Origin of the sequence: Nonomuraea aridisoli (genome assembly GCF_003236395.1) — a bacterium.
Classification (GTDB): Bacteria; Actinomycetota; Actinomycetes; order Streptosporangiales; family Streptosporangiaceae; genus Nonomuraea; species Nonomuraea aridisoli.
Map to the genome: position 1 here is coordinate 1 of NZ_POUD01000034.1, position 21,987 is coordinate 21,987.

Sequence of the window (21,987 nt, forward strand, 5' to 3'; positions counted from 1 at the left end):
GCCGTGGTGGTGGGCACGGTCGTGGTGCTGGCCGTCCTCGTCCCCCTGGGACTGGTGGCGTGGCGGGACGAGGGCACCACCGCGGCCTGGGACGGCAGCGGCCCCATGCCGAGCTGGGGCGACGGCGGCTTCGCCACCGCCGAGGAAGGAGACCCGCTGTTCGCCTGGGAGGACGGCTACCGCGAGCGGACGGCGCCGCCGAGCGACGGGACCCGCCACGCCGACGTGATCGGCGACCGGCGTACGGCCGACCCGTGCGCCCTGCTGAGACCTGTCACGCTGGGCAGGTTCGGCCCCGCCGGGCTCGACCCCGACCTCGGCAACTTCGACCGCTGTCACGTTCTCATCCGCCCCCCGGACGGCCCGGTCGTGGACGTCGAGGTCGGCTTCGACCTCGACCCTCCGCCCGAGCAGGCGCCCCCGAAACGGGTGACGGGCGACGTCGCCGTCGTCGAGGGCCCCGCCCAGAGTCACGCCTGCACCCGGACGCTCACCGTGGCCGGCGTCACCGGCGCCACCATCACCATCACGGCGGAACGCGACGGATCGGGCACCGCCCCCCTGTGCGAGATCGCCGACGCGGCGACCGGCGACGCCGCGAACGCGCTCGACCAGGGCGTGATCGCCCGCCGCCCCGCTCCCCCGGCCCACTCGCTGGCGCACCGGGACGCCTGCACCCTGCTCGACGCGCAGTCCCTCGAGGTCGTCCCCGGCGTCGACGCCGCCGCCCCGGACCGCGGCTTCGGCGGGTGGGGCTGCGGCTGGGCGAGCACCACCGGCGACGTCCGGGTCACCCTCGGGTTCCACCGGGGGCCGCCGCCCGACGCGGCGGGCGGCGCGTCCACGCAGGTCAACGGCTTTCGCGCTTTCGTCCGCCCGGACGGCGACGGAGACGAGACGTGCCTGGTGGAGGTGCCCTACCGTTCGTACGCGGGACGCGCGGGCCAGACCGCGGCCGAGTCGCTGCGCCTGGTGACGAGCGGTTCGCTGCCGGAGGATGAGCTGTGCCGGATGGCCGCCGGCCTGGCCGGTTCGGCCGCCGCCCGGCTGCCCCGCCCGTGAGCGACGATGACCGGCCCTGACAGCCTCGCCCGTGGCGCCGCGCCCGCCCCCGCGGGCACCCTGCACGTGCGCACGGTCTACGGCGGCGTCGAGGCGCCCCCGGAGCCCGGCGCGACGGTCAGGTTCGGGCGCGGCGGGCGGCCCGGCGTGGACGTGTGCGTGGGCGAGGACGACCTGTGGGTGAGCCGCAGGCACGGCGAGCTTTTCCACCGCAGGCGCCGCTGGTGGCTGCGGAACACCGGCCGCCAGCTCCTGCGCCTGCCGCGCGGCCGGCTGATGCACGCGACGACCGAGCCGGTGCCGCTGGCCGAGGGGTACACGCCGGTGTTCGTGCGCGGCTCGGGCTTCCGGGAGCACCTGGTCGAGCTGTACGTCACGGGCCACGACGACCAACGCGTCCCGCGCCGGCGCGCCGTCACGCTCCCGCCGCGCAGGTGGCCGCTCGACGACGACGAACGCCTCCTGCTGGTGGTCCTCGGCCAGCGCTACCTGCTGTACGAGGAGGTGCCGCGCCCGCTGTCGTACCGGCAGGCCACCGAGCAGCTCGCCTACCTCAGGCCCGGCGACGACTGGCGGGAGCGCCGGATCGAGCACCGGATCGAGTGCGTGCGCCGCCGCCTGCACGCCGGCGGCTTCCCGTACCCGCTGACGCACGACAAGTCGGCGGGCGGCCCCTCCGGCGACCTGCTGCACAACCTGCTGCGGGGGCTGGTGGAGTCGACCACGCTCGTCCCGCCCGACCTCGAACTGCTGGAGGACGGCCCATGACGCTCAGGCCGGCTCGCGCAGCACGAACCCGGCCCCGCGTACGGCGTGCAACATGCGCGGCCGCCCGCCGGCCTCCAGCTTGCGCCGCAGATGGACGGCGAGCGCGTCCACGGCGTTCGCGGTGACCTCGAAGTCGTAGCCCCACACGCGTTCCAGCAGCAGCGGCCGGGACATCACGATGCCGGTATTGCGCGCCAGCTCCTCCAGCAGGCGGAACTCCCGCCGCGTCACCTCGATCTCCCGGCCGTCGAGGGTGACCCGGCGGGCGGCGGGGTCGACGGTCAGCGGCCCGACGCTGACCGCGGCGCCGGAGGCGGGGCCGTTGCGGCGCAGGAGGGCGCGCAGGCGCAGGGCCAGCTCGTACAGGTCGAACGGTTTGACCACGAAGTCGTCGGCGCCGGCGGCGAGCGCGGCGGCGCGTTCCTCCACCTCGTCGCGGTCGGACAGCACGAGGACCGGCGCCTGCGTGCCGGCCGCGCGTAATCGCCGGCAGACCTCGACGCCCGACATGCCGGGCATCGAGAGGTCCAGCACGAACGCGTCCGGCCGTACCCGGTCGAAGCTCTCCAGAGCGCGCGGCCCGGACCCGGCGGTGTCGACGGCGAAGCCCTCCAGCCGCAGCCCGCGCCACAAGGCCCGCTGGATCGTCTGGTCGTCGTCCACGGCGAGGATCCGGTACGCGGTCATGGCGGGCTCCTCAGGCGGCGGCACGGCCGCACTATGTCCGACTCATGGGGATTGTAAGTCGATCAGCCTGCCGGGTTCATCGGGTGTCGCGGCGCAGGGGGTGGTCGTCCGGGATCTGGACGAGGACGATGCGATGGCCGTCGGGGTCGGCGATCCAGAGCTCCACCAGGCCCCACGGCTCCGTGCGGGCCTCGCGCAGCACGGTGACGCCGGCCTTGGTGAGCCGTTCCTCCTCGGCGGAGACGTCGCGTACCTGCAGCCAGAGCGCCACCGCGGCGGCGGGGCCGTCGTCGGACCGGCCGGACAGCTCCAGGAACCCGTGCCCGAGGAAGAAGACCACGCCGGGCTGATCGGGCGGCCCGAACTCGCGGTAGACGGCGAGGCCCAGCGTGTCGGCGTAGAAGCGGCGGCTGCGCGCCGGGTCACGGGGACGCAGCAGCACGCGGCTGCTCAGGACTTCCATGCCGGACCTGTTCCCCGGCCCCGCGCCGGGGAATCAGCGGGGCCGGTCGACGCGGTCGCTGCACCAGGCCGAGCGGCTCACCGTCGAGGAGGGCGAGGAAGTCCTCCGACGGTTCCTCGCCCCTGGCGGCCGGCCCGAAGTCGCGCGCCACCGCCTCCGCCGAGGTCTCGTGGTTCCACCACCGCGCCACGTGCGGTTGCTCCAGCCACGTCCGCAGCAGCGGGAAGTCCGTCTCGCGGGCCCTGCGCCAGGTGATCACCATGCAGAGGTACCGCGGCCGGCCGATCGCCGCAAGGACGGCGATCGACCGGCCGCGACGTCACACGACCGGTCGCGACGTCACACGACCGCGCCCGTGCCGCGAGGAGCCCGGGCGGTACGGGGCCGGGCGGGCTCGGGCGGCGGGCGGCGGTCGAAGCGGGCGAGCACGATCGCCAGCGGACCGGCCACGAACGCCGACGACAACGTCCCGAACACGATGCCCGCCACCAGCGCGATCGCGAAGTCGCGCAACGAGTCGCCGCCGAACACGGTCAGCGCCATCAGGATGAACAGCGCCCCGAGACCGGTGTTGACGGTCCGCGGCATGGTCTCCAGGATCGCGCCGTTCACCGCCGCCGCGAACGGCTCCCGGCGGCGGGCCGCCCACAGCTCCCTGACCCGGTCGAAGACCACCACCTTGTCGTTGACCGAGTAACCGATGACGGTCAGCATCGCGGCCAGGAACACCCCGTCGACGGGCTTGCCCAGCCAGGCGAACAGCCCCACGACCAGCGACGCGTCCACGACGAGCGCGAGCACCGCCGCCGCGCCGAACGTCCACCGGAAGCGCACGGCCAGGTAGAGCAGCTGCATCGCCACCGCCACGCCGAGCGCGATGAGCGCGTTGCGGCGCAGCTCCTCGCCGAGGGTGGGGCCGATGAACTCCTCACGCTGCTTCGTCACCTCACCCGCCTGGCGTTCGAGCTCCTGCTCGATCCTGGCCACCTCCTCCAGCCCGACGCCGGCGGCGCGTACGGAGACCACGTCGCCGGTGGACTGCACGACCGCCGCCGGCACTCCGGCCCGCGTGACCGCCTGGCTCGCGACGTCGGCGGCGACGGGCCGTGCGGTGCCGAACTCCACGAGCCGCCCGCCGGTGAACTCGACGCCGAAGTTCAGCCCGCGGACGAGCAGGCCGGCCACGGCGACCGCGGCCAGCCCGCCGGCGACCGCCAGCCACAGCGTGCGGCGCCGCATGAGCTGCGGGTTCCTGCGCGCGAGCCACGTCCGGACGGTCCCGGTCGAGGCGAGGCCGGACAGGCGCGGCCCCACCCGGCCCATGACGGCGTGCGTGAGCACCCGGGTGATCAGCATGGCCGACACGAGCGAGGCCAGCACACCGACGGCCAGCGTCACGCCGAACCCCTTGACCGGCCCGGACGCCAGCCAGAACAGCAGCCCGGCCGCGATCAGGGTGGTGACGTTGGAGTCCGCGACGGCGCTCCACGCCTTCCTGAACCCCTGGCCGAGCGCCGCCCGCAGGCCGCGCCGGGGCGCCTTTCCGTACTCTTCCCTGGTGCGTTCGAAGACCAGGACGTTGGCGTCGATCGCCATGCCGATCGCCAGCACGAACCCGGCCAGTCCCGGCAACGTGAACGTCGCGCCCATGGCCACCAGGGCCGCGTACGAGATGAGGCCGTAGCAGACGAGCGCGACCACCGACAGCAGCCCGGCCAGGCGGTAGACGGCGACGATGAACACGGCGGTCAGGATCAGCCCCGCGACCGCCGCCTTGGCGCTGGCCTCGATGGCCTCCTCACCCAGGGTCGGGCCGACCGTGCGCTGCGAGACCAGGTCGAGCGGCACCGGCAGCGCGCCGCCCTTGATCAGCACCGCCAGGTCGCGGGCCTCCTGGTGGGTGAAGGAGCCGGTGATCTCGGAGCTGCCGCCCGGGATCCCGCTGCCGCAGGCGATGGACGAGTCGACCGGCGGCGAGGAGATGATCTCCTGGTCGAGCACGATGACGACGCGGCGGCGCGGGTCGTCGTACGGGTGGCAGGCCGCCTCGGCGGTGAGCTTCCGCCAGGGCCCTTCCTCGCGGAAGTCGAGCCCGACGAACCAGCCGGGACCGCGCTGCGGGTCGCTGCGTTCGGCGGCGTCGCGGACGCCGTCGCCGGTGATGGCCGCCGGGCCGAGCCGCAGCCACCCGCCCATGTCGTCGGGCAGTGCGCCCTCCTCCCCTTGCCTGGCGGCGCCGAGCACGGGGTGGAACGCGAGCTGCGCGGTACGGCCGATGACCTCGGCCGCCTGCCGCGGGTCGAGCACGCCGGGCAGCTGGACGATGATCCGCCGCTCGCCGGAGCGGGCCAGGGTGGGATCGACCACGCCGAGGGCGTCCGCCCGCTGGCGCAGCACGCCGAGGGCGCGGTCGGTGGCGGCCGCGTCGGCCTTGACGGTCGGCGAGTCTCTCGTCTCGAAGACGAGCTCGGTGCCGCCCCGCAGGTCAAGACCGAGCCGGGGAGCGGCGGAAAGGGTCGCGATGATCGATATCGCGGTGACGGCACACGCCGCCACCGCACGCCAAAAGGGCGCACGGAACATGGAAAAGCCTCCACAGGCTGGGACGTGCGAGAAGAGTCGTCAGAACCCTGTGGAGGGAGGAGCGCGCGCCGCGGCCGCAGAGGGCGCCCGCACGGTCGGCCCCTCACCGGCCGCCGCCGGTACGACCACCGCCCACGGCGCCCGGTACCCGGCGACCCCGCCGCCGAGCACCCCCGCCGCCGCAGGCCCGGCGAGCCCGTACGCGCCGGCCCAGGCGCGGGCGTCGGGCGCCTGGTGCGGCACCTGCCGCACCCCGGAGTGCGCCTGCTGCCGGGGGGCGTCCGGCGCCCCGGCGGTCTGCGGCGTCGGCCGCACGACGGTCTGCGGCCCGGCCTGCGCGGTGGAGACCTGGCGGACGACCTGCGGGACGACCTGGGCCTGCGCGCCGACCGGCAGGAACCAGGACAGGACGAGCAGGAACGCGGCAGACCACCGAGCCCGCACGTCACCCTCCTCCCGCCCGACTGCGGCCGCCCGGCGAGCAGCGGCCTTTCCCGAGACCCTAGACGCCGCCGGCCCCCCACCGCACGTCCTGCGGCGTTCCGGCGCGTCCGCGCTCCGGATTCGGTGCGGGTGGGTGGGGTAGGCGGAGGGCGAGAGGTGGCTGAGGGGGATGACGAAGCTGGTCGAGGAGAGTCCCTACCGGTGGCGGATCGAGCCGGAAGGGGCGATGCGGGTGCCCGGGGTCGTGTTCGCGAGCCGGGAGCTGCTGGGCGAGGACCAGGCGCTCGGCCAGGTCGCGGCGGTGGCCACGCTGCCGGGGATCGTCGAGGCGTCGTACGCGATGCCGGACATGCACTGGGGTTACGGGTTTCCCATCGGCGGGGTGGCGGCCACCGACGTCGAGGAGGACGGGGTGGTGTCGCCGGGCGGGGTGGGGTTCGACATCTCGTGCGGCGTCCGGCTGCTGATGTCCGGGCTGGACGTCGAGCGGCTGCGGCCGTGCCTGCACCGCCTCATGGACGCCCTCGACGCGGCCGTCCCGCGCGGCATGAGCAAGGGCGCGGTGTGGCGGCTGCACGGCCGGGACGAGCTGGAGCAGATCCTTTCGGGCGGCGCGAGGTACGCGGTCGAGCGCGGCCACGGCGAGCTCCGTGACCTGGAACGCTGCGAGGACCGTGGCGCCGTCGCCGACGCCGACCCGGCCGTGATCGGCGAGCGGGCCAGGGAACGCGGCCTCGGCCAGGTCGGCAGCCTCGGCTCCGGCAACCACTTCCTGGAGGTGGAGGCGGTCGCCGAGGTGTACGACGAGGAGGCGGCGCGGGCGTACGGGCTGTGGCCGGGACGGGTGTGCGTGCTCATCCACACCGGGTCCCGGGGGCTGGGCCACCAGGTGTGCACGGACGCGGTGCGGACCATGCGGGCGGCCATGAGCCGGTACGGCATCAGCGTCCCCGATCGGCAGCTGGCCTGCGCGCCCGTCGGCTCACCGGAGGGGCGGGCGTACCTGAGGGCGATGGCCGCCGCGGCGAACTACGGGCGGGCCAACCGGCAGCTGCTCGGCGAGGCGGCCCGCCGCGCCTTCGAGCGGGCCGCGGGCGACGGAGACCTGGCCCTGCTGTACGACGTCTCGCACAACCTGGCCAAGATCGAGACCCATCGGGTGGACGGGCGCGAGCGCCGCCTGTGCGTGCACCGCAAGGGCGCCACCCCGGCGCTGCCGCCCGGCCACGAGGACCTGCCGCCCGACCTGCGCCCGGTGGGGCAGCCGGTGCTGGTGCCGGGGTCGATGGGCGTCGGGTCGTACGTGCTGGCGGGGGTGCCGGGGGCGCCGGCGTTCGCGTCGGCCTGCCACGGGGCCGGGCGGCGGCTGAGCCGGCACCAGGCCGTCAAGACCACCTCGGCGGCGGCGCTGCGCAAGGAGATGGAGCGGGCCGGGATCGCGGTGCGTGGCGCCTCGGCACGGGGGCTGACGGAGGAGACGCCGCAGGCGTACAAGGACGTGGGGGCGGTGGTGGAGGCGTGCCACCAGGCCGGTCTGGCCCGCAAGGTGGCGCGGCTGGCCCCCATCGGCGTGGTCAAGGGCTGATCAGACGTCCACGACGACGCGGGCGTGCCAGCGGCCGTTGTCCTGGCCGAAGCGGACGTCGTGCGCGGTGACGGCCTTGGGGGTGGCGCCGACCTGTTCGGCGGCCTCGGCCGGGACGGTGACCAGCCGCAGCCCGGTCCCCGAAGGGCCGGCGATCACGTCCACGGCCAGGCGGCCGTGCACCTCCAGCTGGTAGATCACCTCTTCCAGGAGGGCGGCGAGCAGCTCCTCGTCGTCCTCCTCCGGGGCGGTGAAGTCGACGGTCTCACCGGGCGCCGCCGAGCCGGCGTCGGCGAAGCTCTCCACCAGCGCCTTGACGACCTCGGCGAGGCAGTCCTCGCGGCTGTCGGCCCACGCCTCGAGCGCGATGTCGGCGGTGTGCGGAACCGTACGGTGGCCTCTGCTCATGGGGCCACTCCACCAGCGACCGGCGCCGCGCGGGAAGCCCCCGGCCGCCAAGACGCCCCAAAGGCCCGGTACGCATTACTCCTCGGGGCGGGCGGCGAGGAAGACGAACTCGCGGCCGGGCCGATCGGGGGCCTCGCGGACCTCGCGCAGGACGTAGCCGTGCGCCGCCAGGTCCGCCTCGACCTCGTCCCGCTCCCGGAAGCGCAGCGTGGACTCCGACGTCAGCACCTGGCCGTCGGAGGCGAACACCCACGTGCCGCGGAAGGTCACCAGCGGCAGGCGGACGTCGAGCAGATCGGTCCAGGTCTCCACCCGGCCGACGCCGGGCAGGTCCGTGACCTGGTAGGTGTTGTCCCGGTTCCACTCCAGCCAGGCGCGGCGGGCCGGGACGCGGGTCTCGAACACCAGGTGCCCGCCGGGCCGCAGCGCGTCGCGGACACCGCCCAGCGTGGCCCGCCAGTCGTCCGGCTCGACGATGGCCTGGGCCACGTTCGCGGTCATGGTGGCGAGATCGACCCGCAGGGAGGGCAGGTCACGCGCGTCGCCGTGGATCCAGCGCACCCGCTCCGCGCCCGGCTTGGCCCGGGCGACGTCGAGCGAGGCCCGCGCCGGGTCGACCCCCGTCACCTCGATGCCACGCGCGGTCAGCATCAGCGCGAACGTGCCCGTGCCGCAGCCGACGTCCAGCACGCTGCGCGCGCCCAGCTCCTCGGCGATGGCCGCGTACACCTCCAGGTCGCCGCGGTCGGGGTCGAGCGGGTCGTAGACGGCCGCGAGGCGAGGATGTTCGAAGATCGCGTCAGCCATGGGGTCACGATACGACCCGTGGGATCGATGCGGCCATTGGGCGTTTTGACGATCATTGATAGGTTGTTGACAGGTGTGCCGGGAAGTCTGGTCGGCGGTCCCTGTTGTCGATCTTGAAAGAGGCCCCCGCCATGTGTGCTCGCTTCCCTGTGCCCGTTCCCGCTCTCCTGGCCGCGCCCCGCCGGGTGGTGAGCCCGTGACGGTCACCGCGTGGATCGCGGTGGCGGTCTTCCTGGCGGCGTACGCCCTGATCGCCACGGAGAAGGTGCACCGCGTCGCGGCGGCCCTCGGCGGAGCGGGGATCATGCTGCTGATCCACGCCACCGACGCGGGCGCGGCGTTCTTCAACGAGCACTCCGGCATCGACTGGAACGTCATCTTCCTGCTGCTCGGCATGATGGTCATCGTCGGCGTGCTGAAGCAGACCGGAGTGTTCGAGTATCTGGCGATCTGGGCCGCCAAACGCGCCAAGGGGCATCCCTACCGGCTCATGGTGCTGCTGGTGGTCATCACGGCGTCCGCCTCGGCGCTGCTGGACAACGTCACGACCGTGCTGCTCATCGCGCCGGTGACGTTCCTGGTGTGCGAACGGCTGGCGCTGCCCGCGGCGCCGTTCCTCATCGCCGAGGCGCTGGCCTCCAACATCGGCGGCGCGGCGACGCTGGTCGGCGACCCGCCGAACATCATCATCGCCAGCCGCGCCGGGCTGAGCTTCAACGACTTCCTCATCCACATGGCGCCGATGGTCATCATCCTGATGGTGGTGTTCATCGGGATGTGCCGGTGGCTGTTCCGCAAGTCGTTCCGGTACGACCCCGAGCGGGCCGCGGAGGTCATGGCGCTGAACGAGCGCGAGGCCATCGCCGACCGGCGGCTGCTGTGGCAGTCGCTGGCCGTGCTGGCGCTCGTCATGGCGGCGTTCGTGCTGCACCCGGTGCTGCACTACGAGCCCTCCGTGGTGGCCCTGCTGGGCGCCGGGGTGCTGGTCGCGGCCACGAAGGTGACGACACAGGACGCCCTGCGCGAGGTCGAGTGGCCGACGCTGGTGTTCTTCGGCGGCCTGTTCGTCATGGTCGGCGCCCTGGTCGAGACCGGCGTCATCGGGCAGATCTCGCAGGCGGCCGCGAACGCCACGCAGGGGCAGCTGGGGCTGACCACGATGCTGCTGCTCGGCGCGTCCGGCGTCCTGTCGGCCATCGTGGACAACATCCCGTACGTCGCCACGATGAGCCCGATCGTCGCCGACCTCGTCCAGGCCAACGGCGGCAACGACGCGGCGCAGGTGTTGTGGTGGGCGCTGGCCTTCGGCGCCGACCTGGGCGGCAACGCCACGGCCGTGGGCGCGGCGGCCAACGTCGTCGTGCTCGGCATCGCGGCCCGCAACGGCACGCCGATCAGCTTCTGGCAGTTCACCAAGTACGGCCTGGTCGTCGCCGCGGTCACGATCGCGTTGTGCGTGCCGTACCTCTGGCTGCGTTACCTGTGATCCCGTCACCCGCCGACCTGGCGGGTCGAGGAGGAGGCTCCCCCTGTGGCCACCCTGCTGACGGCCTTCGCGAGCGTGCTGCTGCTCGCCGTGCTCGTCTCCAGCCTCGCCAACCGTACGATCCTGTCCACCGCGGCGCTGTTCCTGGTGGCCGGGTTCGTGCTGGGCGACGGCGCGCTCGGCGTGCTGTCGGTACGGCCCGGCGACGAGCTGGTGGGCACGCTGGCCGAGCTGGCGCTGTTCGCGGTGTTGTTCACCGACGGCATGCGCGTCGGCTGGGCGGACCTGCGCACCGCGTGGCGGCTGCCGGGCCGGGCCCTGGGCTGGGGGCTGCCGCTGACGCTGGCGGTCACCGCCGCCGGCGCGCACTTCCTGCTCGGCCTCGGCTGGGTGGAGTCGCTGCTGGTCGGCGCGATCCTGGCGCCGACCGACCCGGTCTTCGCCTCGGCGCTGGTCGGCAACGAGAAGGTGCCGCCGCGGCTGCGGCAGCTGCTGAACGTCGAGTCGGGCGTCAACGACGGCCTGGCGTTGCCGTTCGTGATGGTGTTCCTGGCCGTCGCGGCCGGCTCCGACGATCTCCACCTGGGCGCGCTCGGGCTGGAGCTGGGCCTCGGCGTGCTGATCGGCGTCGCGGTGCCGTGGCTGGCGATCAAGCTTGAGCAGACCCGGCTGTTCTCCGCCTCCACCCAGTACGAGCCGCTCAACGCCCTGGCGATCGGGCTGCTCGTGCTGGCGCTGGGCAAGGCCACGCACGGCAACCTGTTCCTGGCGGCGTTCTCGGCGGGCATCACGGTGGCCACGTTCGGGGCGCGGCAGCGCGAGTCGTTCGAGCATTTCGGCGAGCTGATCGCCGAGCTGTTCAAGCTGGCGGCGCTGCTGCTGTTCGGCGCGCTGATCACGCCGTCGCTGCTCGGCTCGGTGGGCTGGCAGGGCTGGGCGTTCGCGGTCCTCGCCCTCGTGCTGGCCCGCCCGCTGGCGATCTGGCTGTCCTTCCTCGGCTCCGGGCTGTCGGTACGCGAGCAGGCGGCGGTGGCGTGGTTCGGCCCGAAGGGGTTCGCCTCGGTCGTGTACGGGCTGATCGTGCTGGCCTCCGGCATCGCGGCCGGGCAGCAGGTCTTCCAGATCGTCGCGGTGACGATCGTGTTGTCGATCCTGCTGCACTCCTCGACCGACATCGTGGTCGCCCGCTGGTTCGACGACGAGCGCGAGATGCCGGCCTGGTACGGCCTCGCCCGCCGGCTGCGCCGCGGCCCGGAGAACCGCGCCGAGAACCGCGCCGAGAACTAGCTGTCCCTGGAGATCCGTACCGCGAGCCACTCCCGTCGATACGCTGGGTAATGATACGGTCGCACATAGTCATGGAGACGACCAAATGGCTGCCGCGGCATGTGGCATGCGTGATGGACGGCAACGGCCGGTGGGCCGTGCAGCGGGCGTTGCCGCGTACGGCGGGGCACGAGGCCGCCGAATCGGCCGTGATCGACGTCATCGAGGCGGCGCGGTCGGCCGGTGTCGAGTGGCTGAGCCTGTACGCGTTCTCGACGGAGAACTGGCGGCGGCCGGTGGGCGAGGTCGAGGTGCTGATGAGGCTCGTGCGGCGGGCCATCCGCAAGCACGCGCCGATGCTGCACGCGCGGGGCGTGCGGTGCAGGTTCCTCGGCATGTCCGATCCGCGGATCCCGCCGCCGCTGGTCCGCGACATCACCGATCTGGTCACGCTCACCAGCGGCAACCGCCGCATGACGCTCACCGTGGCGTTCGACCACGGTGGCCGCCGCGACATCGTGGAGGCGGCCCGTTCGCTGATCCGCTCCGCCGTGCCGGCCGACCAGGTCACGGAGGCCGGGTTCGCCCGGCATCTGCCGTACCCCGACACACCCGACGTCGACCTGGTCATCCGCACGTCCGGAGAGCAGCGGATCTCCAACTTCATGCTCTGGCAGGTGGCCTACGCCGAATGGGTCTTCCCCGAGGTGCTGTGGCCCGATTTCCGCGCGACCCACTTCTGGGAGTGCCTCGACGCCTACCGGAGGCGGCAGCGCCGGTTCGGCGACGTCCGCCGACCCACCACCATCGTGAGAGAGGGGCTTGGATGAGCCAGACCACCGCAGCGGAGGCCGTCGACGTCTTCGGGCCCGACTCGGTCCTGCGCCGCCTGGTCAACGAGGCGCGCTGGGGACTCGCCGTCACCCGCGCCACGGTGCTGGAGGCCGCGCATCCGCAGATCGGCGCGGCGTTGATGGAGAACTCCACGTTCGTCACGCATCCGTGGCGGCGCCTGCGCAACACCTTGGTGAGCACGCAGCGGATGCTCGACCCCGACCCGCGCGTACGCGACCGTGAGGCGGCCCGGCTCAACCGCCTGCACGCCCGCATCTCCGGCACCGACCCGCGAGGCCGCGGCTACGACGCGACCGACGCGGAGGCGCGCGCCTGGGTGGTGGCGACCCTCTTCGAGTCGACGGTGACGATGTGCCGGCTGAGCGGCGAGTCGCTCGACGGCCCCACGATGGAACGGCTCTACGGCGAGTGCCGCACCTTCCTGGCCCTGCTGGAGGGCGACGCCGACCGGCTCCCCGCGACGCTGACGGAGTTCTGGGCGTACTACGACGACATGATCGAGCACCGGCTGGAGAACACCGAGGCGGTGCGGGTCATCCTCTTCCGGCTCTTCGCCAACGTGCCGGCGCCGCCGGTGCTGCGCGGGCAGCCCGTGGTGTGGGCGGCGGGCCGGGCCATGGCGGGCCCCGTGGCCGCCGCGGTCACGATCGCGTCGCTGCCCGAGTCGTTCTGCCGCCGGGTGGGCCTGCCGGACCTGCCGGGAGCGGGGGTGCTCATGCACGGCGCGTACCTGGCAGCGGGAGCCGCCGCCCGCCTGCTTCCGGAAGGCTGGTTCCAGGCCGGCTCCGTCTTGAGCCTGCTCGATCCCGCCCACGGCGGTGGCGCAGCACCGTGGGAGGCCGTGCGCCGCCAGGCCGGCCGGGCCGCGGCGCTGCTGCGCCTCATCACGCCGGCCCCCGACAGGCACGACGACCACGACGACCACGACGAGCACGACGACGACGCGACACGCTCGGCCGACCGGTTCTTCGCCGAAGTCCTCGACCAGACCGGCAACGGCCACCTCGACTGGCCCGATCTGGCCGCCATGGCACGGGAGATCGCCACCCGGCTCGACCTGGGCGAGCACGACGAGGAGCGGCTGTACACCGCGTACGCCGCCTGGTGGCGAGAGCTTCAGTCGGCCCTCGACGGCGACGGCGACGGGCGGGTCACCCGCCAGGAGTACGCCGCCTCGGCCGCCGCCCTGCCGAGCTCCGGCCTCATCAAGATCGCCGACGTGCTGTTCGACGTCACCGACACCGACGACGACGAGGAGATCGACGCCATCGAATACCAGAACCTGTTCCGCACGGCCTTCCACCGCGACCTGGCCGACAGCGGCGCCGGCTACTCACGCAGCGCCTTCGTCCGGCAGTTCGTGTCGTTCATGTCCGGCCGGCAGCACTCGACCGCCTACCACATGCTCCTCTCCCAGGCGTGAGCGGACGTCAAGGGCCGGCCCGCGGAGGGCTAGGAGTTCCGGGAGACCCAGACCGCGAGCTGGGTGCGGTCGCGCAGGCCGAGTTTGCGCAGGCAGCTGGAGATGTGGTTCTTCGCGGTGCCCTCGGTGATGTGCAGCCGCCGCGCGATCTCCCGGTTGGACGCGCCCGAGCCGATGAGCAGCGCGATCTCGTATTCGCGTTCCGACAGGCCGCAGGGCGGGCCCGGGTCCGGCGCGGAGGCGCTCTGGTCGCGCAGGGCGCTCACCAGCCGTTCGGTGGCCGCGCGGCCCAGCACGGTCTCGCCCCGGGCGGCCCGCCTGATGGCGTCCACCAGCTCGTCCGGCGGGGTGTCCTTCAGCAGGTAGCCCCGCGCGCCCGCGCGCAGGCCGCCGAAGATGTAGTCGTCGTCGTCGAACGTCGTCAGGATCACCGGCGCGACCCCGGGGAACATCGCGCGCAGCCGCTTGACCAGCTCCACGCCGTCCATGCCGGGCATGCGGGCGTCCACGAGGGCGACCTCGGGCGGCTCGGCGGCCGAGGCGAGCCAGGCGAGGGCGTCCTCGCCGCCGGCGGCGGTGGCGGCGATCTCGATGCCGGGCTCGATCTCCAGGAGTTTGCGCAGGCCCTCGCGCATGAGGATGTGGTCGTCCACCAGCAGGACGCGGATCACGCCGATCACACCGGCACCGTCGCCCGCAGGGTGAACCCGGGGGCCGGGACGACGTCGAGCACGCCGTCCACGGCCGCGAGGCGTTCGCGCAGCCCGCGCAGCCCGGACCCGCCGCCCAGCGCTCCCGGCGGCGCTCCCTCGCCGTCGTCGCAGACCGTCACCCGCACCCGTTCGGGCGTGCAGTCGAGCGCGACCTCGATGCGGCGGGCGCGGGCGTGGCGCAGGGCGTTGGTCAGGCCCTCCTGGACGACCCGGTAGCAGACCAGCTCCCTGGCCTCGTCCACCTGCGGCCAGGCTCCGGTGACGGTGAAGACCACGCCGGCGTCGGCCGAGCCGAACGACTCGGCCAGGGCGCGCAGGCCGGCGACGCCGGCGCGGCCGTCCATGCGCAGGGGTTTGAGCGCGCGGACCCAGCGGCGGGTGTCGGTGAGCGCTTCGAGCGTGAGCGCCTGGGCCTGGCGCACCTCGTCCCAGGCGTCGTCGGGGCGGATCGTCCGGTAGCGCTGGGCGTTCTGCAGGCCCACGTTGATGACGGTGAGGTAGTGGCCCACCGAGTCGTGCATGTCACGGGCCAGCCGGGCGCGTTCCTCGGCGACGGCCAGCTCGCGGGAGCGGGCGGCGTACCGTTCCAGCTCGGCGTGGGCCTCTTCGAGCTCGGCCAGCACGCGGCGGGTCTCCTCAGCGCGGCCGTGCGACTCGACCGCCGCGACGACGACCACGAGGATCAGCAGGCACAGCAGCACCATGATCGCCCCGTCGGCGACCGCCGTGAGGAGCTGCCTGGTGGGGTTGAGCATCGCGATCGAGAAGGCGTACAGGCCGGAGATCGCGGCGTAGGCGAGAGCGCCGCGCCGCCCGAAGACCACCTGCGCGTTCCCCACCGCCAGGGTCACCAGGAGCAGGGCCGGAACCGCCCCGGCAGGCAGGAGCAGGAGCGTCAGCACGAGGAAGGCCACGCTCGCCGTCCCGCGCGGGAGGGACGCCGGCGCCCGCCACGGCAGGACGTGCCACAGGACGGCCGCCACCGGCAGCGCCACGGCGCCCCCTGCCAGCAGCACCGGGTACAACTCCCAGCCAGGCTCGGAACCGGACATCGCGAGGCCGTGGGCGAGGGTCGCGGTGCAGAGCGCGGCGGCTCCCCAGAAGACGGTGAACACCATGGGCGGACGGTCGCCGGAGAACCTCAGCCAGCTGCTGATGTCACGGATTGATGCCACCTGCCCCATATGCGGAGCATAACGATCAACTTCCGCGCGGCACAGGGTGCCGATGGTCATGTCCGCCACGATGACGCAGGTCATGTGCCCCACGGTGGATGCCCGGCCGGGCCGCGCGGACCTACGTTCGCGGCAGCAGCGGCATCCCGGGAGGACACCATGAAACACGTTCCGTGGGCGGGCGTCGTCGTCGCGGCGCTCGCGGTCGTCGCGATGACCGCCGTCGGCCGGCAGTTGTGGGACGTGCTGCCGGACGTCATCGAGACCAGACGGGCCACCGCCGACCGGCCCGCCGTCCACGTGCCGAAGCTCGTCATGGCGGCGGCGATGCCGATGACGCTCGTGGTCATGGGCGCCATCGTGGCGGGCGCCGCCGCCGTCGGCGAGCGCCTGCGGCCCCGGCTGCACCCGATGTTCGTGGCGACGCCGGCCGCGCGGCGGCGGGGGCTGAACATGGCCTTCATCCTGCTGTCGCCGTTGCTCACCGTCGTCCACACGGGCGTGCTGCTGGATCTCGCCGGTCACGCGTTCCCCATGGAGCAGGCGGTCGGCGTCGCGTTCGGTTGCCTGGTCGCCGGTGTCGGCCTCGCGCTGCCCCGCCTTCGCGAGCGGGCGCTCATGCCGGCCTGGCACTCCGTGCCGGCGCCCGGCTGGGACCGGGCGCAGCGGCTGGGCGGCCGGGCCCTGGTGGCCCTCGGCGTGGTGTGCGCCGCCGGTGTGCTGGTGCTCCCGCCGTTACCCGTGGCGGTGGTCTGCTGCCTCGCGGCCGGCGGCATCCTGATGGGGACGGTCCTGCTCCCCCTGCTGGCGGGTCTCAGCCGACGATGACGCGTTCCTCGGGCAACTCGTAGCGGCGGATGCGCTGTTTCAGGGCTAGCGCGGATCCCAGCGTGAGCGGCCCGATACGGCCGATGAACATCAGCAGGCTGAGCAGCACGTGCCCGGCCAGCGTGGTGTCGGCGGTGATGCCCGTGGACAGGCCGTTGGTGGAGAAGGCCGAGATCACCTCGAACATCACCTGGTCGAGGCTGTGCGGAGTGACGATCAGCATGATCCAGGTCGAGACCGTGACCAGGGCGACGCCGAGCAGGCTGATCGACAGCGCCTGGCGCTGGGTGGCGGAGGGCAGCCGGCGGTGACCGATGTTGACGTGGTTCTCGCCGCGCAACTCCGACCAGACCATGAACAGCAGGAACCCGAACGTGGTGACCTTGATGCCGCCCGCGGTGCCCGCGCTGCCGCCGCCGATGAACATCAGCACGTCGGTGACCAGCCACGACGACGGGTTCATCTGGCCGATGTCGAGGGTGTTGAAGCCGCCGGAACGCGGCATGACGGCGGTGAAGAAGGCCGCCAGCAGCTTGCCCGAGTCGTCGAGCGCACCCATCGTGGCGGGGTTGCGCCACTCGGTCATCAGGAACGCCAGCGTGCCGCCGCCGAGCAGCACGAGGGTCAGCCCGACCGTGATCCGGGTCAGCAGCGACCAGCGCCGGGGCCTGCGCCACGTACGCAGGAGCTCGAAGACGACGGGGAAGCCGAGGCCGCCGACGACCACGGCCAGGGCGATGGTGAGGCAGATCCACGGGTCGGTGACGAAGCGCATGAGGTTGTCGGGCCACAGCGCGAACCCCGCGTTGTTGAACGCCGACACGGCGTGGAAGGCCCCGAGGTAGGCGGCGCGCCCGAACGGCTCGCCGTACCCGAGGAAGAAGCGGCCGGTGAGGACGGCGGCCACGGCCGCCTCGCACACCAGGCTGAACAGCACCACCCGGCGCAGCACCTGGCGCAGGTCGGCGGCCACCACGGACTTGGTCTCCAGCTGCGCGGACAGGCGGGCGCGCAGCCCCAGGCGACCGGAGATGATGACGGTGGCCAGCGTGGCGAGCGTCATGATGCCGAGGCCGCCCGCCTGGATGAGCAGGGCGATGACGACTTCGCCGAAGACCGACCAGTGGGTCTCGGTGTCGACCACGACCAGGCCGGTCACGCAGACGGCGGAGGTGGCGGTGAACAGGGCGGTGAGCCAGTGGGTGGCCTCGCCCTCGGCGGTCGCCAGCGGGGTGGCGAGCAGGAGCGTGCCGATCAGCACCGCGGTGCCGAACCCGGTGGCGATGACCACGGCCGGATGCCCGATGCGGCCGGGCAGGGCGGGGCGATGACGCGTCATACGGCGTCGTCACGGGTCACAGGGGCCTCCGGTGAGTCATACGGCCGAGGACGCCGCCGACCAGACTTCCCGGCACACCGCGCCACACCGTAGCGCAGGGCCGGTGCGACCGCCAACGAGGAACCCAGCACGGCCGGACGAACAGCATAAATGGGCCCTCTCGGCGCGCAATCTGGCGTTTAACCTATCGAAAGCATTCGTTCATCAATGCCTTCCCCCGAAGGGCAGCACATGACCGAGCTCGATCGTCGTTCCTTCCTCGGCCGCGGCCTCGCCACCACCGGCGGTGTGCTGGCCAGCGGCATCGCCATCGAGACCCTCACCGCCCACGCCTCCTGGGCGAGCGCGGGCCGTCCCGCCGCCGACCCACGTCAGGCCGGGTACGGGCCGCTGCGCCGCACCCCCTCCGACAACACCGGCGAGGAACTGCTCGCCCTGCCCGCCGGCTTCTCATACGTCGTGCTGGGCCGTACCGGCACCCCCATGACCGACGGCGTCGCGACGCCGATCGCCCACGACGGCATGGCGGCCTTCCCCGGCACCCGCCGGCACACCGTCCGCCTGATCCGCAACCACGAGGTGCGCACCACACCGGGCTCCCCCGTCGGCCGCGTGCACGTCGAGGGCTCCCGCCGCTACGACGAGCTGGGCGTGGCCGGCACCACCACCCTGGAGGTCGACCTGCGCAGCGGCGAGGTGCTGCGGCACTTCGTCAGCCTCAACGGCACGATCGTCAACTGCGCGGGCGGCCGGATGCTGCACGATCGCGGCTGGCTCACCTGCGAGGAGACCACCGCCGGCCCGGCCCAGGGCTGGCAGCGCAAGCACGGCTACATCTTCGAGGTGCCGCTGAACGGGCCCGAGCCCGGCCGCCCGTCGCCGTCCCGGCCGCTGACGGCGATGGGCCGCTTCTCCCACGAGGCCGTCGCGGTGGACCCGCGCACCGGCTACGTCTACGAGACCGAGGACGACGCGGGCAAGCCCGACGGCTTCTACCGCTTCCGCCCGCGCAATCCAGGCGACCTGTCCGCCGGCGGCGTGCTGGAGATGCTCAAGATCAGGGGCGTCGACAACTACGACTGCCGCGAGGGCCAGACCATGGGCGCCCGGCTGCCGGTCGAGTGGGTGACCATCGACGACCCGGACCCCGACCTGGAGAACGGCGCCCCGACCTGCACCCAGCAGGGCCTGGCCAAGGGCGGCGCGAAGTTCAACCGCCTGGAGGGCTGCTGGTACGGCGACGGCGCGATCTTCTTCAACTCCACCAGCGGCGGCGACGCCAAGAACGGCGACCCGGCGGAGGCCGACGGCTTCCGGGAGGGCTTCGGCCAGGTCTGGCAGTACGTCCCCGGCCGGCGCGGCGGCGGCACGCTGGTGCTCGTGTACGAGTCGCCCGGCCGCAGGGAGCTCGACTCGCCCGACAACCTGACGTTCACGCCCCGCGGCGGCATCGTGTTGTGCGAGGACGACGCCGGCACGGCCGACGCCGACCCGCACCCGCTGGCGCCCGGGCTGGTCAACGTCAACCGGCTGATCGGGCTGGACCCGCGGCGCGGGCAGCCGTTCGAGTTCGCGGTCAACATCGCCGACGACAGCGAGTTCGCCGGGGCGTGCTTCAGCCCGGACGGCTCGGTCATGTTCGTCAACCAGCTCGGCGAGACGGCCTCGCTGGACCCGCCCGGCCGCACGTACGCCATCCGCGGCCCCTGGCGGCGCGGGCCGCTGTAGGTCCCGTGGCATGTGGAGGGCCGCCGACGCGTCCGTCCGCGCCGGCGGCCCTGTGCCTGATTCGTGCCGGGGTGCCGCTAATGTGGGCATTCCGTTGGTCCGGCGGAACGAACGCCACCGGCGTGCCGGCTCCCGCCCCGAGGCATCGGATCAAGGTGTAGCAATGATCAATTGGGCCGGTTTCATCCCCGCCGCCTTCCTCGTGTCGCTCATCCCGGGGGCCAACCAGCTCCTCGGCCTGAACAACGCCGTACGGCACGGACTGACGTACGCGCTGGCCGGGATCTTCGCGCGGCTGGTCGCCTTCGTCATCCTCATCGGCCTGGTCGTGGCGGGGCTCGGCGCGGTGCTGGCGACGTCGGCCGCCTGGCTGACGGCGGTCAAGTGGGTGGGCGTCGTCTACCTGGCCTGGATCGGGATCTCCTGCCTGCGCCGGGCGCGGCGGACCTCCGCCGCCTCGGCCCATGCGGCCCATGCCGCCCCCACGAAGAACGGGCTGCGGCCGCTGCTGCTCAACGAGTTCCTGGTGGCGCTGAGCAACCCGAAGGCCCTGCTGCTCTTCGCCGCGCTGCTCCCCCAGTTCACCGGCGGGTCGCAGGCGGACGCCGGCGTCCAGATCGCCGTGCTCGGGGCGGCGTACCTGGCCGTCGAGCTCATCGTGGGCCTCGGCTACATCGCCGTCGGCAACGGCATCGGCGCCACCGGCATCCCGGCGGCGACCATGCGCAAGGTCGACCTCGGCAGCGGCGTGATCTTCCTGGGCCTGGCCGCGCTGCTCGCCGCGGACGACGTCACCGCTCACTGAGTGCCGCTCCGGGGATTCGAACCCCGAACCTCCGCCTCCTGAAGACGGCGCCTCTGCCTGTTGGGCCAGAGCGGCCGGATGGGCCCCGGGCTCGGGCTGGCGTGGGCCGGCCCGGGGCGAGGGCGTGGTCCGGCCGGGGGTCGCCATTCCCGCCGGCCAGGCCGTGCCCACGGCCCTTTCCTTTCAGGGCCGTCGTCCGAGTGGCAGGATTCGAACCTGCGGTGCTCCTGCTCCCAAGGCAGGCGGGCTGACCAAACTGCCCCACACTCGGTGAAAAGAAAGCCGCCCCGGATTTCGGCGAGGCGGCTTTCTGTGGAATTCCGTGAAGAATTATCCGGAAAGCCTCCGGCGCAGCCCGGGGAGGGCCGGTCGCAGGTCGTTCACGTCGCGATCTCCCTTCCCTGTCTCCGCCGCCGTTCGACGTTGTCCACGGTAAACCGATGATCCGGGCGTGTGCCACACATTTATGAGGACGGATCCAGGTCCCATTTCGCGCCGGCCCTGGTCTCCGGAGATTCGACGCGAAAACGGGGAAGGGCGTCCGGATGGTTGTCGCGGACGAAGTCGACGAGGAATTCGCGCACGTCGCATTTGAGATCCCATGACGACGGCGAGTCGGCGGCGCTCATCAGCGCCCGCAGTTCCACCAGGCCGTTCGGCAGCACGTCGGTGACCTGGAGCGTCCAGTCCTTCTGGTCCCACAGCGGGTTGCCCTGCAGGAACGTGTACAGGGCCTCGCGCAGTTTGCCCACCGGCACCGACCAGTCCACCCGCAGATACACCACGGCCAGCACCCGGCTGCCGTGCCGGGTCCAGTTCTCGAACGGGTTCTGCGTGAAGTACGACACCGGCAGGACGAGCCGGCGCTCGTCCCACAGCCGCAGCACCACGTACGTGAGGGTGAGCTCCTCGATGCGCCCCCACTCCTCCTCGACCACGACCACGTCGTCCAGGCGGAGCGCGTCGCTGAAGGCGAGCTGGAGCCCGGCGAGCATGTTGCCGAGCGTCGGCTGGGCGGCGATGCCGACGACCGCGCCCGCGATGCCCGCGGAGGCCAGCAGCCCGGCTCCGAGGGCGCGCACCTGCGGGAACGAGAAGAGCATCGCGCCGAGCGCCACGACGATGATGACGGCCGCGGCGATGCGGCGCACGAGGGCGATCTGCGTCCTGATGCGCCGCGCCCGCCGGTTGCGCTCGCCCTCGACCCGCACCAGCCGGTCGAGCACGACGTCCGTCAGCGCATATGTGGCCTGGACGATCAACCAGGTGACGGTGCCGATCGTGCCCAGTCCGAGAAAGCGGTCCACCGTGGCCGCCGCCTCGCGTTCGGCCGGGCCGTCGCCGAACATCCCAGGCCGGAACGCCACGTTGGTCGCCACCACCACGGCCACGGTGAACGCGGGCCACGTGCAGTGCTCCACGAGATGCCGGGCGAACTCGATCTTGCGCCCCATCCTGCACAGCACCCGCCGGACGACTTCCACCAGGAGGATCGAGCCGATCACCGCGATCACGAGGATCGGCCAGTCCGCTGGAGACTGCACGTTCATGCCCCCAATGTC

General features: G+C 73.0%; 21 protein-coding genes and 2 tRNA genes. 10 read left to right on the top strand and 13 right to left on the bottom strand.

The genetic code is table 11. The features are described 5' to 3' along the window. Together C1J01_RS11100 and C1J01_RS11105 are read left to right on the top strand one after the other, a co-directional pair. Positions 1-1,062 (top strand): DUF3558 family protein (locus tag C1J01_RS11100; protein ID WP_146615553.1); only part of this gene is annotated, 1,062 nt, incomplete at its 5' end. 6 nt (positions 1,063-1,068) lie between these two features. Next, a complete protein-coding gene (locus C1J01_RS11105; protein WP_111178854.1) occupies positions 1,069-1,830 on the top strand; it encodes an FHA domain-containing protein in 762 nt (253 codons plus the stop codon). Positions 1,831-1,833: 3 nt separating this feature from the next. Here the strand turns inward: C1J01_RS11105 and C1J01_RS11110 are convergent, their stop codons facing one another. The 5 genes from C1J01_RS11110 to C1J01_RS11130 all read right to left on the bottom strand — a co-directional run bounded on the left by C1J01_RS11110 (position 1,834) and on the right by C1J01_RS11130 (position 6,007). Continuing rightward, positions 1,834-2,517 (bottom strand): response regulator transcription factor, encoded by a 684-nt coding sequence (locus tag C1J01_RS11110; RefSeq protein ID WP_111178855.1) that lies wholly within the window; start codon positions 2,515-2,517, stop codon positions 1,834-1,836. Between the two features lie 76 nt (positions 2,518-2,593). After that, positions 2,594-2,980, bottom strand: coding sequence for a VOC family protein (locus tag C1J01_RS11115; protein ID WP_111178856.1), 387 nt, complete (start codon positions 2,978-2,980; stop codon positions 2,594-2,596). Further along, a complete protein-coding gene (locus C1J01_RS11120) occupies positions 2,940-3,242 on the bottom strand; it encodes a GNAT family N-acetyltransferase (RefSeq protein ID WP_220039852.1) in 303 nt (100 codons plus the stop codon). Before C1J01_RS11120 ends, C1J01_RS11115 begins: the two co-directional genes overlap by 41 nt. Before the next feature lie 77 nt (positions 3,243-3,319). Then, complete coding sequence (gene secD / locus C1J01_RS11125; protein ID WP_111178857.1) at positions 3,320-5,563, bottom strand: protein translocase subunit SecD; 2,244 nt, start codon at positions 5,561-5,563, stop codon at positions 3,320-3,322. Between the two features lie 39 nt (positions 5,564-5,602). Next, entirely contained in the window at positions 5,603-6,007 is a 405-nt protein-coding gene (locus C1J01_RS11130) for a hypothetical protein (RefSeq protein WP_111178858.1), read from the bottom strand. Positions 6,008-6,176: 169 nt separating this feature from the next. Here C1J01_RS11130 and C1J01_RS11135 point away from each other — a divergent pair, with 169 nt between their 5' ends. Next, positions 6,177-7,592, top strand: a complete 1,416-nt coding sequence (locus C1J01_RS11135; RefSeq protein WP_111178859.1) for an RtcB family protein — start codon at positions 6,177-6,179, stop codon at positions 7,590-7,592. On the opposite strand, the gene C1J01_RS11140 is transcribed toward C1J01_RS11135, so the two are convergent. Further along, positions 7,593-8,000 carry an archease gene (locus C1J01_RS11140; RefSeq protein WP_111178860.1) on the bottom strand — a complete coding sequence of 136 codons (408 nt, stop codon included), beginning with the start codon at positions 7,998-8,000 and terminating at the stop codon, positions 7,593-7,595. Between the two features lie 75 nt (positions 8,001-8,075). Further along, positions 8,076-8,807 (bottom strand): class I SAM-dependent methyltransferase, encoded by a 732-nt coding sequence (locus C1J01_RS11145; RefSeq protein WP_111178861.1) that lies wholly within the window; start codon positions 8,805-8,807, stop codon positions 8,076-8,078. Positions 8,808-9,003: 196 nt separating this feature from the next. Between C1J01_RS11145 and C1J01_RS11150 the strand changes: the two genes are divergently transcribed. The 4 genes from C1J01_RS11150 (at position 9,004) to C1J01_RS11165 (ending at position 13,837) form a co-directional block, all read left to right on the top strand. Next, the gene (locus C1J01_RS11150) at positions 9,004-10,293 is read left to right on the top strand and encodes an ArsB/NhaD family transporter (RefSeq protein WP_111178862.1); all 1,290 of its coding nucleotides are present in this window, start codon (positions 9,004-9,006) and stop codon (positions 10,291-10,293) included. 45 nt (positions 10,294-10,338) lie between these two features. Continuing rightward, positions 10,339-11,580, top strand: coding sequence for a cation:proton antiporter (locus C1J01_RS11155; RefSeq protein WP_111178863.1), 1,242 nt, complete (start codon positions 10,339-10,341; stop codon positions 11,578-11,580). Between the two features lie 71 nt (positions 11,581-11,651). Beyond that, complete coding sequence (gene uppS / locus C1J01_RS11160) at positions 11,652-12,389, top strand: polyprenyl diphosphate synthase (protein ID WP_111178864.1); 738 nt, start codon at positions 11,652-11,654, stop codon at positions 12,387-12,389. Continuing rightward, complete coding sequence (locus tag C1J01_RS11165; RefSeq protein WP_111178865.1) at positions 12,386-13,837, top strand: oxygenase MpaB family protein; 1,452 nt, start codon at positions 12,386-12,388, stop codon at positions 13,835-13,837. Before uppS ends, C1J01_RS11165 begins: the two co-directional genes overlap by 4 nt. Positions 13,838-13,866: 29 nt before the next feature. Here the strand turns inward: C1J01_RS11165 and C1J01_RS11170 are convergent, their stop codons facing one another. Together C1J01_RS11170 and C1J01_RS11175 are read right to left on the bottom strand one after the other, a co-directional pair. Next, positions 13,867-14,514, bottom strand: coding sequence for a response regulator (locus C1J01_RS11170; protein ID WP_111178887.1), 648 nt, complete (start codon positions 14,512-14,514; stop codon positions 13,867-13,869). Next, positions 14,514-15,734, bottom strand: coding sequence for a sensor histidine kinase (locus tag C1J01_RS11175; RefSeq protein WP_111178866.1), 1,221 nt, complete (start codon positions 15,732-15,734; stop codon positions 14,514-14,516). Before C1J01_RS11175 ends, C1J01_RS11170 begins: the two co-directional genes overlap by 1 nt. A 150-nt stretch (positions 15,735-15,884) precedes the next feature. Here C1J01_RS11175 and C1J01_RS11180 point away from each other — a divergent pair, with 150 nt between their 5' ends. After that, entirely contained in the window at positions 15,885-16,553 is a 669-nt protein-coding gene (locus tag C1J01_RS11180; RefSeq protein WP_111178867.1) for an SdpI family protein, read from the top strand. Here C1J01_RS11180 and C1J01_RS11185 read toward each other — a convergent pair. Beyond that, the gene (locus tag C1J01_RS11185; protein WP_111178868.1) at positions 16,540-17,892 is read right to left on the bottom strand and encodes a TrkH family potassium uptake protein; all 1,353 of its coding nucleotides are present in this window, start codon (positions 17,890-17,892) and stop codon (positions 16,540-16,542) included. The two genes, C1J01_RS11180 and C1J01_RS11185, sit on opposite strands and share 14 nt — an antisense overlap. A 231-nt stretch (positions 17,893-18,123) precedes the next feature. On the opposite strand from C1J01_RS11185, the gene C1J01_RS11190 reads away from it, so the two are divergent. Together C1J01_RS11190 and C1J01_RS11195 are read left to right on the top strand one after the other, a co-directional pair. Further along, entirely contained in the window at positions 18,124-19,620 is a 1,497-nt protein-coding gene (locus C1J01_RS11190) for an alkaline phosphatase PhoX (protein ID WP_111178869.1), read from the top strand. Positions 19,621-19,783: 163 nt separating this feature from the next. Then, a complete protein-coding gene (locus C1J01_RS11195) occupies positions 19,784-20,425 on the top strand; it encodes a LysE family translocator (RefSeq protein ID WP_181448695.1) in 642 nt (213 codons plus the stop codon). Between the two features lies 1 nt (position 20,426). Here the strand turns inward: C1J01_RS11195 and C1J01_RS11200 are convergent. From C1J01_RS11200 to C1J01_RS11210, 3 genes are all read right to left on the bottom strand, one after another. After that, positions 20,427-20,500 (bottom strand) — tRNA-Leu (locus C1J01_RS11200). A gap of 120 nt (positions 20,501-20,620) precedes the next feature. Continuing rightward, positions 20,621-20,696 (bottom strand) — tRNA-Pro (locus C1J01_RS11205). A 193-nt stretch (positions 20,697-20,889) separates the two neighbouring features. Next, positions 20,890-21,975 (bottom strand): mechanosensitive ion channel family protein, encoded by a 1,086-nt coding sequence (locus C1J01_RS11210; RefSeq protein ID WP_111178871.1) that lies wholly within the window; start codon positions 21,973-21,975, stop codon positions 20,890-20,892. Positions 21,976-21,987 lie beyond the last annotated feature (12 nt).